The organism is Promicromonospora citrea, from assembly GCF_013004695.1.
Classification (GTDB): Bacteria; Actinomycetota; Actinomycetes; order Actinomycetales; family Cellulomonadaceae; genus Promicromonospora; species Promicromonospora citrea.
Genome location: NZ_JABEMG010000120.1, coordinates 1 through 13,994 on the forward strand (window position 1 = coordinate 1; position 13,994 = coordinate 13,994).

The 13,994-nt window shown below is 74.3% G+C and carries 15 protein-coding genes and 1 pseudogene; 7 read left to right on the forward strand and 9 right to left on the reverse strand.

What is annotated here, in order from left to right:
* Positions 1 to 322: pseudogene (locus HLB15_RS18500) on the forward strand (hypothetical protein); the annotation flags it as partial.
* On the opposite strand, the gene HLB15_RS18505 reads toward HLB15_RS18500, so the two are convergent.
* The 7 genes from HLB15_RS18505 to HLB15_RS18535 form a co-directional block, all read right to left on the reverse strand.
* Entirely contained in the window at positions 282 to 1,451 is a 1,170-nt protein-coding gene (locus HLB15_RS18505; RefSeq protein ID WP_171107375.1) for a GDSL-type esterase/lipase family protein, read from the reverse strand. The pseudogene HLB15_RS18500 and the gene HLB15_RS18505 sit on opposite strands and share 41 nt — an antisense overlap.
* 2 nt (positions 1,452 to 1,453) lie before the next feature.
* A complete protein-coding gene (locus HLB15_RS18510; RefSeq protein WP_171107377.1) occupies positions 1,454 to 2,050 on the reverse strand; it encodes a TetR-like C-terminal domain-containing protein in 597 nt (198 codons plus the stop codon).
* A 56-nt stretch (positions 2,051 to 2,106) separates the two neighbouring features.
* Positions 2,107 to 2,448 (reverse strand): hypothetical protein, encoded by a 342-nt coding sequence (locus HLB15_RS18515; protein WP_171107379.1) that lies wholly within the window; start codon positions 2,446 to 2,448, stop codon positions 2,107 to 2,109.
* 44 nt (positions 2,449 to 2,492) lie between these two features.
* Positions 2,493 to 3,341 carry a carbohydrate ABC transporter permease gene (locus HLB15_RS18520; RefSeq protein ID WP_171107381.1) on the reverse strand — a complete coding sequence of 283 codons (849 nt, stop codon included), beginning with the start codon at positions 3,339 to 3,341 and terminating at the stop codon, positions 2,493 to 2,495.
* The gene (locus HLB15_RS18525) at positions 3,341 to 4,318 is read right to left on the reverse strand and encodes a carbohydrate ABC transporter permease (RefSeq protein ID WP_229785203.1); all 978 of its coding nucleotides are present in this window, start codon (positions 4,316 to 4,318) and stop codon (positions 3,341 to 3,343) included. Before HLB15_RS18525 ends, HLB15_RS18520 begins: the two co-directional genes overlap by 1 nt.
* A 3-nt stretch (positions 4,319 to 4,321) precedes the next feature.
* Positions 4,322 to 5,671: an ABC transporter substrate-binding protein gene (locus HLB15_RS18530; protein WP_171107382.1), complete on the reverse strand. Its 1,350-nt coding sequence runs from the start codon at positions 5,669 to 5,671 to the stop codon at positions 4,322 to 4,324.
* A 64-nt stretch (positions 5,672 to 5,735) separates the two neighbouring features.
* Complete coding sequence (locus HLB15_RS18535; RefSeq protein WP_171107384.1) at positions 5,736 to 6,722, reverse strand: LacI family DNA-binding transcriptional regulator; 987 nt, start codon at positions 6,720 to 6,722, stop codon at positions 5,736 to 5,738.
* A 227-nt stretch (positions 6,723 to 6,949) separates the two neighbouring features.
* On the opposite strand from HLB15_RS18535, the gene HLB15_RS18540 reads away from it, so the two are divergent.
* Both HLB15_RS18540 and HLB15_RS18545 read left to right on the forward strand, forming a co-directional pair.
* Positions 6,950 to 7,954, forward strand: coding sequence for an ADP-ribosylglycohydrolase family protein (locus tag HLB15_RS18540; RefSeq protein ID WP_171107386.1), 1,005 nt, complete (start codon positions 6,950 to 6,952; stop codon positions 7,952 to 7,954).
* Positions 7,951 to 8,955, forward strand: coding sequence for an ADP-ribosylglycohydrolase family protein (locus tag HLB15_RS18545; RefSeq protein WP_171107388.1), 1,005 nt, complete (start codon positions 7,951 to 7,953; stop codon positions 8,953 to 8,955). The genes HLB15_RS18540 and HLB15_RS18545 overlap by 4 nt, the downstream gene beginning before the upstream one ends.
* A gap of 175 nt (positions 8,956 to 9,130) precedes the next feature.
* On the opposite strand, the gene HLB15_RS18550 is transcribed toward HLB15_RS18545, so the two are convergent.
* Positions 9,131 to 10,033 carry an alpha/beta fold hydrolase gene (locus HLB15_RS18550; protein WP_171107389.1) on the reverse strand — a complete coding sequence of 301 codons (903 nt, stop codon included), beginning with the start codon at positions 10,031 to 10,033 and terminating at the stop codon, positions 9,131 to 9,133.
* 89 nt (positions 10,034 to 10,122) lie between these two features.
* Between HLB15_RS18550 and HLB15_RS18555 the strand changes: the two genes are divergently transcribed.
* Positions 10,123 to 10,587 carry a MarR family winged helix-turn-helix transcriptional regulator gene (locus HLB15_RS18555; RefSeq protein WP_171107391.1) on the forward strand — a complete coding sequence of 155 codons (465 nt, stop codon included), beginning with the start codon at positions 10,123 to 10,125 and terminating at the stop codon, positions 10,585 to 10,587.
* 18 nt (positions 10,588 to 10,605) lie between these two features.
* On the opposite strand, the gene HLB15_RS18560 is transcribed toward HLB15_RS18555, so the two are convergent.
* A complete protein-coding gene (locus tag HLB15_RS18560; protein ID WP_229785196.1) occupies positions 10,606 to 11,082 on the reverse strand; it encodes an Lrp/AsnC family transcriptional regulator in 477 nt (158 codons plus the stop codon).
* A 116-nt stretch (positions 11,083 to 11,198) separates the two neighbouring features.
* On the opposite strand from HLB15_RS18560, the gene pdhA reads away from it, so the two are divergent.
* The 3 genes from pdhA to HLB15_RS18575 form a co-directional block, all read left to right on the forward strand.
* Entirely contained in the window at positions 11,199 to 12,335 is a 1,137-nt protein-coding gene (gene pdhA, locus HLB15_RS18565; protein WP_171107393.1) for a pyruvate dehydrogenase (acetyl-transferring) E1 component subunit alpha, read from the forward strand.
* Positions 12,332 to 13,366: an alpha-ketoacid dehydrogenase subunit beta gene (locus HLB15_RS18570; protein ID WP_171107395.1), complete on the forward strand. Its 1,035-nt coding sequence runs from the start codon at positions 12,332 to 12,334 to the stop codon at positions 13,364 to 13,366. The genes pdhA and HLB15_RS18570 overlap by 4 nt, the downstream gene beginning before the upstream one ends.
* The coding region (locus tag HLB15_RS18575; RefSeq protein ID WP_171107397.1) for a biotin/lipoyl-containing protein at positions 13,363 to 13,994 on the forward strand (632 nt) is incomplete at its 3' end. The genes HLB15_RS18570 and HLB15_RS18575, both read left to right, overlap by 4 nt.

Here is a 13,994-nt window from a genome sequence, read left to right on the forward strand (position 1 = left end):
GGGCGGCGCGGTCGTGGCCGCGGAGGTCGGCAGACGCCGGGCAGGCGGCACCACGCACTACCCGCCGACGGCGACGCTCTGGGCGCCCGCGTGGCTCCTCGAGCGCGCGGTGAGCGTCTGGGTCGCCGTGGGCTGGTGGCTGAGCGGCGGCGTGCCGTACGCGGGGACGCGGCTGCGGCGCGCGGCGCACAGCGTGCGGGACCTGCGCGCCCGCGAGGCGATCCGGGCGGCGCACGGGACGGGCCCGGGCGCCGCCGACGGCGACCCCGCGGCGGGCGACGTCAGCCCTGGTGCGCTGCCGCGAACGGACCCGACCCCGTGAACGCCCAGGCGGCGAACCGCTCGCCGATGATCCGGTGGGTGTCGGTGTCGGGGTGCAGCCCGTCGGGCAGCGGGTGCTCGGCGGCGTCGGCCTGGCCGTACAGCGTGGTGCCGTCGAGGTAGTGCAGGTTCGGGTCGTCCCGCCCGGCGACCACCTGCGCGAGGGCGTCGCGGATCACGCGCAGCGTGAGCTTGCCCTGCCGCACCTCCTCGGGCCGGCCCGTGGCGACGAACCGCACGTGGTCGGTCCCGAGCGTCGCCGGGTCGACGGCGCCGGGCCCGGGGGTGTCCTCGTGGATGTCGCTGTAGATCGGCGAGGCGAGCACGAGCGGCGTCGTGGGGTGGCCGTCGCGGATCGTGTCGAGGAACCCGTGCACGGCGGGCACGAAGGTGCGCAGCCGCATGCCGTCGAGGTTCACGACGTTGATGCCGAGCTTGAGGCTGATCAGGTCGGCGGGTGCGTCGCGGAGGGTGCGTGCCATGAAGGGGTCGACGAGCGCGCTGCCGCCGAACCCGAGGTTGCGCAGCCGTACGCCGCCGAGCCGGGCGGCCACGGCGGGCCAGATGCGCGTCGGCGAGGCCGCGTTGGACCCGTGGCTGATCGAGCTGCCGTGGTGCACCCACAGCGGTCCGGTCGGCTCGGCCGGCGCGACCGGCGCGTCGGCGCGCAGCTCGACGAGCTCGACGGACTCGTTGTGCGGCAACCAGATCTCGACCAGCTTCTCGCCGGCGGGCAGACCGTCGAACCGCGTGGTGCACGCCGGACCGGCCTCGAGCTCGGTGGCTCCCGTCTGCAGGTCGGCCCAGATCACGTCGCCGCCGTCGAGCCGCTCGCTGCCCAGCGGCTCGCCGTCGACCACGAGGTCGACCGAGCCGCGCGGGCGGTCGGCGCCGCGGTAGGCGAGGCGTGTCGGGTGGGTGACGAGCGCGACGGCCCGCGCCGTCGTCCGTAGCACGAGGCGCACGCCGGACGGCTGGCGCTCCATCATCATGAGCTGCGGGTCGGGGAACTGGCCGCGCACCCAGGCGGGCAGACGGTGCGGGCGCAGGCCGCGTGGCGTGCGCTCCAGCTCCTCCGCGCCGTGCACGGACGCCGGGTCGAGCGGGACGGGGGAGAGGTGGTCGGACATGCTCAGTCTGCTTTCGGTGCGGAGGCGGGTGCGGCCGCGGGCCACGCGCGGAGCAGGGCGTCGAGCGCGTCGATCGTCCTGCCCCACGACACGTCGGGCGAGGGCTCGCTGTGATCGAAGCTGCCGGCGCGCTCGAGCGTGAGGTAGCCGTTGACGGTGCTGCCGAGCAGCCGGGTCGCGTGCACGCGCTCGCCGGGCGGCAGGTCGTAGCCGTGCAGGACGGCGTCGGTGAGCACGACGAGCGAGCGCGCGGCGTCGGAGCGGGCGACGTCGGGCCCGGTGCGGCGCTGGAGCGCCTGCCACCGGCCGGGCGCGTCACGGGCGAAGGCTCGGTGCGCCCCCAGGAGCCCCTCGAGGGCCGCGCGGCCGGACCGGCCGGCGACCGCCTGCGCGATACGTGCGGTGAGGTCGGCCAGCGCCAGGGTGCTGATGCCGTCGAGGAGGGCCGCGTGGTCGCGGACGTGGGAGTAGAGGCTCGGGGTCCGGACGCCCAGGCGGCGTGCGACCGCGGACAGCGTGACGGCCTCCAGGCCGTCCGCGTCGGCCAGCGCCGCCGCCTCGGCGACGACTGCTGCCGGGGTGAGGGGAGCGCGGGTCATGCCCCTAGCCTACACCCTTTAGGTCAGGGGCTAACTGCTTGAGGTGAACGTGCCCGTCAGCGCCAGTCCTCGTCGACGGGGAGCACGCTGAAGATGTCGCGGCTCGGCTCCCGCTGGATCGGCGGGGCGGCGGTGAGCCACTGGCGGACGGCCGCCTGGGCGATGTGCTCGTCGGTGGTGATCCCTGTCTCGCCGAACCGGCCGTCGACCCACGGCGTCCAGGACCAGAGCTGCACCAGGTCGTCGCCCAGGTCCTCCATCATGAGCCGGTGGCTGTCGTCGGCCACCAGCATGGCGCCGACGAAACGGTCGTAGTTGTCGACGGTGACGAGGTCCACCAGGCCGTTGTCGATCTGTTCGGCCGCGGCGCTGCGCAGGATCTCCTTGGCGGATGGCATGGGCCCTCCTCGGTGGTGGGTGTCGGGGGGACAGGGAACCGTGGTCATACGGCGATCCCCCGGGAGACGTAGCCGTCGATGAAACGGCGTTGCATCGTCAGGAAGAGCACGACGACGGGCAGCGCCATGATGAGCCCGGCCGCGCTGACCAGGGACCAGTCGGTGGTGAATCCCTGTTGGAACGAGTAGAGCGAGAGCGCGACGGGCTGCAGGTCGCGGTCCTGGATGAACGTGACGGCGAGCATGAACTCGTTGTAGGACTGCAGGCCGGCGACGAGGGCCGCGGTGAGCACGGCGGGCCGGATCATGGGCAGCACGATGCGGGCGAAGACGCCGAGCTCGCCGGCGCCGTCGAGCCGGGCCGCCTCCTCGTACTCGCGGGGCAGCCCGACGAGGAAGGCGCGCACGAGCAGCGTCGCGAAGGGGCTGTAGACGGCCCAGTAGATGATGATCAGGCCGATCGGCTGGTTGTAGAGGCCGAGCGTGGACCACCAGCTCACCAGCGGCACCAGGAAGAGCTGGATCGGCAGGGAGGACGACACGAGCAGCCACAGGATCCACGCGCCGCCGCCCGGCAGCTCGAGCCGGGTCATGGCGTAGGCGGCGGTGGTCGCGATCACGGCGACGCCGAGCGCCGTCGCCGTGGCGATGACCGCGCTGTTGAGCAGCGCGCCGCCCATGTGTGCGCGCTCCCAGGCCTCGGCGAAGTTGCTCCAGCTCCACGCCTGCGGGAAGCCCAGGGGGTTGCTGTCGATCTCGCGGGCCGACTTCAGGGAGTTGCCCGCGAGCACGAGGAGCGGGCCGACGGCGTAGAGCGCGAGCACGCCGAGGATCACCCAGGTCACCGGCTGGGGGTGCCGGCGGGCGCGGGTGGGCTGGTCGAGGGTGCTCATCACACGTCCCATCGCAGACGGCGGCGCAGGGCGAGGTAGCCCAGCACCGTCAGGGCGCTGATCACCGAGAGCAGCATGGCGATCGCCGAGGCGTAGCCGTGGCGCTGGTTCTGGAAGGCCTCGCGGTAGAGCACCGTGCTGAGCACGTCGGTCGAGCCCGCGGGGCCGCCCTGGGTCAGCACGTAGACGTAGTCGAAGACGAGGAACGACCAGATGATCGTCATGAGCCCGAGGAACACGAGCGTCGGACGGATCATCGGCAGCGTGATGTGCCAGAACTCGCGCACCGGGCCCGCGCCGTCGAGTCGCACGGCCTCGTAGAGGGCCGGGTCGACCGACTGCATGGAGGCCAGGAAGATCACGAGCAGGAAGCCCCACCACTGCCAGGTGTTCACGAACGCGACCGAGCCGAGCGCGAGCGACGGGTTGCCGAGGAAGTTGACCTCGCCCAGCCCCTCGAGGAACGGCAGGCCGAGCGTCGAGAGCGCGGCGCCCACCCCGCCGTCGGGGTCGAGGAGCTGGCGCCACACGGCGGCCGAGACGACCGTGGCCAGCACGTACGGCACGAAGTACAGGACGCGGAAGAACGTCTGCCTCCGCCGCAGCCGCGACAGGAGGAACGCGCCGACCAGCCCCATCGTCATGGGCACGACGAGGAAGAACAGGGTCCACAGGACGTTGTGCACCAGGGCGGAGCCGACGGCGTCCGACCCGAGCATCTCCCCGTAGTTGGACAGCCCGACGAAGTGGGGGGTGCCGAGGCCGTTCCAGTCGGTGAAGGAGTAGTACACGGACGCGAGGCCCGGTCCCGTGACGACCAGGAGGTTGACCACCAGGAGCGGCGCGACGAAGACCCAGGCCAGGAGCCGGCGCTGCCGCCTGGCCCCCAGCGGCCGGCCCCGGAGGGCCGGCTGCGGTCCGCGACGCACCGGGGCCCCCGCCAGCGAGGCCCCGGTGGTCGCCGTCTCGGTGATCACTGGTCAGCCTTCGCTCTGGGGGGTGAAGGGGACCAGGGTGGTGCCGGCGTCGAACTCCTTGTCGAAGGTGTCCTGCATGCCGGCCAGGTACTCCTGCGCGGTGCTGTCACCGGTCACCACCTTGTCGAACTCGGTGATGAGGTAGGAGTCCGTCTTCGGGGGGAAGAAGGTCCAGGTCGCGTAACCGACGTTCGTCGAATCCGGGATCTGGCTGTAGAGGTCGACCGTGCGCTCGTCGACCTCGTCGGGGAACTGGTCGGCGTCGATCTGCAGCGGCGGCGGGTTCTCGCCGGTGCGGGCGGTGTACTCCAGGGCGCGGTCGACGTCGCCGGCCACGTAGTCGAGGAACGAGGCGGCGGCGTCGGGGTCCTCCGCCTCGGCGCTGACCGAGAGCGCGGTGCCGATCGCCAGGGGGAAGACGCCCGGCTCCACGTCGTCGCTCAGCGAGGGCAGCGGCGCCCAGGCCCACTGCTCCGGGTCCTCGAACACCTCGGTGAGCGAGTTGAACGACCAGGTGCCGCTCAGGTACATCGCGGTGGTGCCGTTGGCCAGGCCGGTCACGTTCGCCGTGTCGTCGGTGGTGAAGTACGACTCGGCGCCGCCCGCGAGCCAGCCCTTGTCGATCCAGCTCTCGATGAGCTCGATCGCGGCCACGAACTCCGGGTCGGTGAACTTCGCCTCGCCGGTGAGCACGTCGTGGATCTTCTCCGGGCCGACGGCAGCGTTGAACACCGCGGTGATCAGCCACTCGCTCATGCCCTGGTAGCCCGCGTTGCCGCCGCCGAGGGGCACCATGCCCGCCTCGTCGGCCTCCTGGGCGACCTGCTCGAACTCCTCGAGCGTGGTCGGCGGCGTCCAGCCGTGCTCCTCGAACACCTCGGCGTTGTAGTACAGGACCATCGAGCCGTAGCTGGCGGGCACCGAGCGGACGGCGCCGTCGACCTGGCTCAGCTCGTACGCCCAGGGCAGGAACGCGTCCTGCCAGCCGTACTCCTGCGCGTACTCGTCGAGGTCGACGGTGCGGTCCGCGCGGGCGAAGTCCGAGGCGGCCGACGGGCCGTCCGCGTACACGATGTCGGGCGCCTCGCCCGCGGCGACGGCGGTGTCGGTGAGCTGCCCGAGCGTGGTCAGCTCCTTGACCTCCATGTCCACCTGGGCGTCGTGCTCGGCGTTGAAGCCGTCGACGAAGATCTCCTGGAAGGCCTCCTCGGTGGCGGGGGCGTAGAACGCCCCCCAGTAGGTGACCGTGCCGCCGGCGTCGCTGCTGCCGCCGCTGCTCACGCAGCCGGCCAGGGCCACCGACGCCGCGGTGGCCAGGCCGAGGGGTACCAGTACGTGCTTCGGGATGCTCACTGTGGGTATCTCTCTCGCGAGGAGGGATGGTGCCGGGCGGGAGGTGCGGGTGCGGTGCGTGGGGTCAGGTCGACTCGCGCACGACGAGGATGTTGGACAGGGCGACACCACGGGTGATGTCGCTGACCTGCCCGTCGAGCCGTTCGATCAGGAGCCGGGCGCAGGCCCGCCCGATCTCGCGGGCGGGGTTCATGATGGTGGTCAGCGGGGGCGTGACCAGCGACGCCGCCTCGAGGTCGTCGTAGCCGGTCAGGGCGAGGTCCTCGGGCACGCGGAGCTTCCGCTCGCGCGCGACGTCGAGGACCCCGAAGGCGATGAGGTCGTTGGCCGCCACGATCGCGTCGGGCGCCTCGTCGCGGTCGAGCAGCAGGTTCGCGCCGTCGCGGCCGCCCTGCCGGGTGTACCGCGTGCACACGACGTGCTCCTCCCGCACGGGCAGGCCGGCGGCGCGCAAGGCCTTCTCGTACCCCTCGAGGCGCTGGCGCGTGGGGGTCACGCCCTCGTCGCCCCCGAGGAACGCGATGCGGTGGCGGCCGCGCTCGATCAGGTGCTCGGTCACCTTGTACGCGCCGTCGACGTCGTTGGTGTGCACGTAGTCGCCACCGCCCGGCGGCGCCTGGCCGAGCGTGACGAACGGGATGCCCGCGTCGTGCACCTCGGCCAGGCCGGCGGGCGGCAGGCCGAACGGCGCGGCGACCATCGCGTCGACGCGGCGGGTCAGGAGCCGGTGGATGGCGCTCGCGGACCGGTCGAGGCTGCTCGCGTCGGTGACGGTGAGCAGGAGGTCGCGGGGGACCAGGACGTCCTGCATCCCGGCGGCCACCAGCGGGTAGAACGGGTTCTCGAGCGTGGGGACGATGAGCGCGACCGTGCCGGTGCGCCCGCCGCGCAGCTGCGCGGCGCCGGGGTGGGCGCGGTAGCCGAGGCGCGTGATCGCCTCCTCGACGCGGGCCCGCGTCGCCGCGGAGACCGGGCGGTTGCCGGTGACGACCTGCGAGACCGTGGACATGCTGACGCCCGCGGCCTCCGCCACCTCACGAATCCCGACCATCCCGTGTCCCCGTCCTGCCCGTACCGGTCCTGCCCTGTCCCACCCAGTGTGCGCAAAAGGTTTTGGAGTAGCATGTCGCAAGTTCACCCTGTGAGGCAAGACACACGCGCAAAAACGTGCGCAAACATCCCTCGACGACCATGCTCGGCGGGCTGGTTCCATGCAAAACGTTGCGTTTCTGACGGCGTCGCGGCCGTCCAGGGTGGGGACCGAGAGACCGGAGGAGCATGAACAACGACCGTGCGCGCGGCGCGCTGCTCGGCCTGGCGATCGGCGACGCCATGGGCGCCCCGACCGAGGGCATGACCCTGGCGGCGATCCGTGACCGGTGGGGCCGGGTGCGCGGGTTCGTCGACCCCGACGCCGCCGGGACGGACGACACCGAGTACGCGGTCCTGTGCGCCCGCGGCGTGCTCCGGGCCGGCGCCGGCCTGACGTCACGGGACGTCGCCGACACCTGGCTCGAGGCCCTGCGCGCGCAGCGCAGCGGGTTCAACCGGGCGGGCTTCAGCGAGATGATCGCCATCGCCAACCTCCACGCCGGCATGGAGCCGCCCGCCAGCGGGCAGCGCAACGCCGAGACGTGGAGCGACGGCGCGGCCATGCGCGTCGCGCCGATCGGCGTCTTCGCCGCGGGCGACCCCGCCCTCGCCGCCCGCATGGCGCGCGCCGACGCCGAGGTCAGCCACTCGCGCGACGGCGTCTGGTGCGCCCAGGCGGTCGCCGCGGGGGTCGCCGTCGCCATGGTCGCCGACCCCGCCGACGGCGCGGGCCGCGTGCTCGACGCCATGCTCGCCGCGCTGCCCGAGGACTCGTGGTCCGCGCGCACCGCACGCCGCGCCCTCGAGATCGGCGCCCGCGCCGCGACACCGCAGGACGCGGAGGAGGAGCTCTTCGCCACCATCCCGCTGCGGCACTACATGTGGGCCGACGTCGCCCCCGAGGCCGTCGCGCTGACCATCGGCCTGCTCCGGGCCACCGACGCCACGCCCGCCGCCATCGAGTCCGGCGTCAACATCGGCCGCGACTCCGACACCATCGCCGCGATGGCGGGCGCCGTGGCGGGCGCCCTGCACGGCGCCGACGCCTTCGACGCCGCGCACGTCGCCCAGGTGCGCTCCGTGACCGGCCAGTGCATCCAGGCCACGGCGGGCACCGACCTCGTCGAGCTGGCCGACGCGCTCGTCGCGCGCGCCGCCGATGACCTCGACACCACGGGAGCCTCCGCATGACCGACCGCCTCGACCGCGCCGTCGGCGCCGTGCACGGCCTCGCGCTGGGGGACGCCCTCGGCGCGCCGGCCGGGGAGCACCGGACCGTCCGCGACCCGTGGGTCCGCCAGATGCTCCGCAAGGGCCCCCTCGAGCTCGACGAGTCCCGCGTGCTGCGGCCCGTCGTCCCGTTCGTGCTCTCGGCCGTCGGCGCGCCCGCCCTCGTGGCCACCGACGACGCCGAGGGCTTCGCCGTCGCCGCCCGCGTGCTCCTGGAGGCGCCCGGCCGGGACACCGACAGCCTGTTCGACACCTGGCGAGACCTGCTCGACACACCCGACACCTGGACCAGCGCCGCGCAGCGGTCCGCGCTGATCAACGCGGCGAGCGGCCTGCGCCCGCCGCACACCGGCGCCGACAACCCCGCGTTCTACGACGACAGCGCCCTGCCCGCCGCGCTCGCCGTCGCGCTCGCCACGAGCGCCCCGGACGAGGCCGCCGTCCTGGCCCGCGCGTTCGCCGTCGTCACGCACGACGGCACCGGAGTGCACGCCGCCGCCGCGTACGCCCGCGTGCTGGCGAACCTGCTCGACGGCGCACCCCTGCGCCCCGCGCTGGAGTCCGGCGCCGCGGAGGTCGTCGCGGACGGCTGGCTCGCCGACGGGCTGCGCGACGCGTTCCACCTGGTCGACGAGGCGCCCTCGCCGTTCGCGGCGCTGCCCGCCCTCGTCGCCCGGTTCGCGCCGCGCACCTACAGCCACCCCGGCACCGTCGCCGAGACGCTGCCGCTGGCGCTCGCCGTCACCGCGCTCACGGGCGCCGACCACGAGACGGCGCTGCCGCTCGCCCTCTCGGTGACGCGGCACCAGGACAGCCTGCCCGCGCTCGTCGGCGCGCTCTGCGGCGCGGCGGGCAGCGCTCCCGAGGTGGGCGACGTCGACGTCCTGCAGGGCGTGACGGTCCCCGCGGTCGCGGGCCGCTCGCTCGCGGACCTGGCGAGGTCGCTGGACGCGACGCGGTAGCCGGCGGCGCGCGGACCTGCCGATCTCGAGCCGAGGCGCCGGCGTCGGCCCGTCGGGCCCGCCCCGTGCCGGCTGCCCGCGGGAGTTGGCTTCGAGGCCGACGTCACTCGGCTTTGCCGGCCCTGAAAGCCGAGCGACGTCGGTTTCGAAGACGAGCGGGGCCCGGCGGCCGTGCTCAGACGGCGGCCCGCGCCGCGCCGTCGGCCGAGGCGCCGTCGGCCTCCGCGAGGAACGGCAGGAGCGCCGCCGCGAGCTCGGCGGGGGCCTCCAGGGCGGCGTGGTGGCCGACGCCGTCGAGCTGCGCGGTCCGGACCGGTCCCGCGGCGACCTGCGCGAGCGTGTCGGCGGTGAACGACCCGCCGCCCGCACCGACGGCGAGCACCGGGACGGGCACGGGGTGCTCCGCGACGAGGGCCCGCAGCTCCTCGCCCTCGGTGAGCAGCGACCGGTACAGCCCGGCGGCGCCCCGCCAGGCGCCCGGCCGGGAGTAGGTGCGGGTGAGCTCGGCGAGGTCGTCGTCGGTGACGGCGTCGGGGCGCGCCGTGAGCTGCCGGAACGTGGCCTCGAGGTAGGCGCGCTCACGCCCGGCGAGCAGCAGGTCGGGGACGCCGGGTGCGGCGAGGGCGCCGATGTGCCAGGACCCGCCGCGCGTGACGTCGGCGAGGGCCTCGAGGCCGAAGCCGGCCAGGCCCATCTCGACGGCGGTGAGGCTCAGCACGTCCTCGGGGTGGCCGGTGACGAGGCGCAGCGCGGTGCCGCCCGCGACGTCCTGCGCGACGAGGTGCACCGGGCCCAGCCCGAGGTGCTCGATCAGGCCGTGCAGGTCCGAGGCCGCGACGGCGCTGCTGTGGTCGCCCCCGGCCGGGCTCGAGTCGCCGAACCCGCGCAGGTCGACCGCGACGACACGGTGCGCCCGGGCGAGGTGCGGGACGAGCCGGTGGAACGCCCACCAGGTCTCGGGGAAGCCGTGCACGAGCAGCACGGGCGATCCCGCGTCGCCGGCGCGGACGTGGTGCAGGTCGGCCCCGCCGACGTGGGCGACGTGGTGGGTGAGGGCGGGGGCGGTGGGTGCGGTCACGGGAGTCTCCTCGACGAAAGGTCAATCGGGTTGTCGATCCAGCATAGTCAACCCGGTTGTCGAAATGCAACGCCCCGTATCCTGGGCCCATGACCCGTTCCGGTGCCGACCTCGCGCTGCTGCTGCTCGGCGGGTACCGGTCGCTCGTCGAGTCGGTCACGGCCGAGCTCGCCGCGCGCGGGCACGCCGACGTCCGCCCGGTGCACGACTTCGCGATGCGCGCGATCGCCTCGGGCGCTGACACCGCCTCCGAGCTCGGGCGCCGCCTCGAGGTGTCGAAGCAGGCGGCCGCGAAGACGATCGCGGTGCTGCTGGAGCGCGGCTACGTGCGACGCGGCGCCGACCCGGACGACGCGCGCCGCAAGCGCGTCGAGGTCACCCCGCTGGGCTGGGAGGTCATGCACCAGGGGGAGGCGCTGTTCGACGCGCGCCGGGACGAGTGGGCGGGTCGCATCGGCCCGGAGCGGCTCGCGGAGCTCGAGCGGCAGCTCGCCGAGCTGGTGGGCGACGCCGTCGTCCGCCCCGAGGCCGCGGGCGGCGCGGCGCAGGACTGACGGGTCCGCCAGCGGCCGTCAGCCCGCCGGCGGCGTCGCGCCGGCCGGCGCGGGCTCCTCGAACACCAGCAGCGTGTGCGTGTTGAGGATGCCCTCCATGCCCTGGATCTGGTCGAGGATGAGGTGCCGCAGGTCGGCGTTGTCGCGGGCGCGCACGAGCAGGACGAGGTCGAACTCGCCGCCGACCAGGCCGATGTGCTCGATGCCCCGCAGCGACCGCAGCCCCTCGCGCACCGAGCGCCACTGGGCCTGCCGGAGCCGGACCGTCACGTACGCCGAGGTGCCGAGCCCGCACAGCACGGGGTCGATCTCCGCGCGGTAGCCACGGATCACGCCGGACTGCTCCAGCCGCTGCACGCGCGCGTACGCGTTGGCGCGCGAGATGTGCAGCTTCTCCGCCAGGGCGCGCATCGACATGCGGCCGTCCTCGCGCAGCTCGGCCACGATGCGCTGGTCGACGTCGTCCAGGCCCGGGGCCACTTGTCTCGTCGTCACGCCCCACGCCCTCTCTGTTCTGGACGTCTGGATCGCACAACCCTGCTCGTGCTGGACATTCTCTCGGATCCGCACGGTTTGTAGAATCCGGATAGTGCCTTGACCAGTATATATCCATGACGAGTGACGCAGATCGCATGATGCCGTCGACGGAGCCGGTCATGCTGCTCGGCCCCGACGGTCGGCCCACGACGGCCGGCACCGGGACGCTGCCCCCGCCGGAGGACCTCCTGCGCGGGTACGCGAGCATCGTCGCGGCCCGCAGGTACAACGAGCAGGCCTCCGCGCTGGTGCGGCAGGGCCGGCTGGCCGTCTACCCCTCCTCCTTCGGGCAGGAGGCATGCCAGGTCGCCGCGGCACAGGTGCTCGCGGACGGCGACTGGCTCTTCCCCACCTACCGGGACACCGCGGCGGTCGCCGCCCGCGGCGTCGACCCGGTCGAGGCCCTGGTGCTCCTCAAGGGGGACTGGCACTCGGGCTACGACCCCTACGAGCGGCACGTCGCACCGCTGGCGACGCCGCTGGCCACCCAGCTCCCGCACGCCGTCGGTGTCGCGCACGCGGCGCGCCTGCGCGGCGAGCCGACGGTGGTGCTCGCGCTGTGCGGCGACGGCGCCACCAGCGAGGGCGACTTCCACGAGGCGCTCAACTTCGCGGCGGTGTTCTCCTCGCCCGTGGTGTTCCTCGTGCAGAACAACCGGTACGCCATCTCGGTCCCGCTGTCCCGGCAGACGGCGGCGCCGTCGCTGGCGCACAAGGGCGTCGGGTACGGCGTGCCGGGCGAGCAGGTGGACGGCAACGACCTCGCGGCCCTCCTGACCGTGCTCGGTGGTGCGGTCGCCCGGGCGCGCGCGGGCGAGGGTCCGCAGCTCGTGGAGGCGCACACCTACCGCATGCAGGCCCACACCAACGCCGACGACGCGACCCGCTACCGCAGCGACGAGGAGGTCGCCGCCTGGGTCGGCCGGGACCCGCTGACGCGGCTCGAGGCCTACCTGCGGGCCGAGGGCGTGCTCGACGACGAGCGCGCCGCCGCCGTGGCCGCGGAGGCGGAGGAGCTCGCGCGGCACACGCGCGAGGGCATCAACCGCGACGTCGAGCCCGACCCGGAGGACCTGTTCCGGCACGTGTACTCCCGGCCCACCCCGCAGCTCGAGGAGCAGCGCGCGCTCGTGCGGGACGAGCTGGCGCGCGACGAGGCGGCGAGCGGCGCGAACGTGACCACCGACACGAGGCAGGAGGCGCTCCGATGACCAGCACGATCACCCGCCCGGCCACGCAGGCCCCGGCGGCGGCCGCCACCGAGACGCTCTCCACCGCCCAGGCGATCAACCGTGCGCTGCGCGACGCCCTCGCCGAGGACCCGTCCGTCCTTGTGCTCGGGGAGGACGTCGGGGCGCTCGGCGGCGTCTTCCGCGTCACCGACGGGCTCACCGCCGAGTTCGGCGCGGACCGGTGCGTCGACACGCCGCTCGCGGAGGCCGGCATCATGGGGTTCGCCGTGGGCCTCGCGATGAACGGCATGCGGCCCGTCGTCGAGATGCAGTTCGACGCCTTCGCCTACCCGGCCTTCGAGCAGGTCGTCAGCCACGTCGCCAAGATGCGGAACCGGACCCGAGGTCGCGTCGAGCTGCCGATCGTGGTGCGCGTCCCGTACGCGGGGGGCATCGGCGGCGTCGAGCACCACAGCGACTCGTCGGAGTCCTACTACGCGCACACCCCCGGCCTGCACGTGGTCGCGCCGTCGACCCCCGCGGACGCCTACGCGCTGCTGCGCGAGGCCATCGCCTCGCCCGACCCCGTGATCTTCCTCGAGCCGAAGAAGCTCTACTGGTCGACGGGCGAGGTCACCCCCGGGGACACCCGCGGGCCGGGCATCGGCAGCGCCGTCGTGCGCCGCGAGGGCACCGACGCGACCCTCATCGCCTACGGCCCGTCGGTCCCGGTGGCGCTCGAGGCCGCCGAGGTCGCGGCGCGCGACGGGCGCAGCCTGCAGGTGGTCGACCTGCGCTCGCTCGTCCCGTACGACGACGCCGCGGTGTGCGCCGCCGTCGAGTCGACCGGGCGCGCCGTCGTCGTCGCCGAGGCGAGCGGGTTCGCCGGGTTCGCGGCCGAGGTGGCGGCGCGCGTGGGCGAGCGCTGCTTCCACTCGCTCGCCGCGCCCGTGCGGCGCGTGACGGGGCTCGACATCCCCTACCCGCCGCCGAAGCTGGAGCACCTCTACCTGCCCTCGGTCGACCGGGTCCTCGACGCCGTGGACGACCTGCAGTGGGAGGACGCATGAGCACGCTCACCGGCCAGACGTTCCTGCTGCCCGACCTCGGCGAGGGGCTGACCGAGGCGTCGGTGGTGCAGTGGCTCGTCGCGGAGGGCGACGTCGTGGGGGTGGACCAGGCGGTCGCCGAGGTCGAGACCGCCAAGTCGGTCGTCGAGGTGCCCAGCCCGTACGCCGGGCGGGTGGGCGAGCTGCATGCCGCCGAGGGCGAGACGATCGAGGTCGGCAGGCCGCTCATCACGATCGTCACGGAGGGAGGCGCGGCCGACGGCACACCGGCGGGCCCAGCGGCCGGCACAGCGGGCGTCGGCCCCGACGCCACGGGCGGTGCGGACGGCGAGCCCGCCGCGCGGCGCGAGGCCGAGACGTACCGCGAGGAGGAGCGGGCCGGGTCGGGGAACGTCCTGGTCGGCTACGGCACGACGAGCACGTCCGGCTCGGGACGCCGCCGCAGGCCCCGCCGTCCGGGGCCGCCCGCCGACGACCGGCCGGTCAAGGTGATCTCGCCGATCGTGCGCCGGCTCGCGCGGGAGGCCGGGCTGGACCTGCGGTCCGTCCGGCCGACGGGCGCGGGCGGCGTCGTGACCCGGTCGGACGTGCTCGCGGCCGTCGCCGTGGCGCGCTCGGGGGCGGGCGT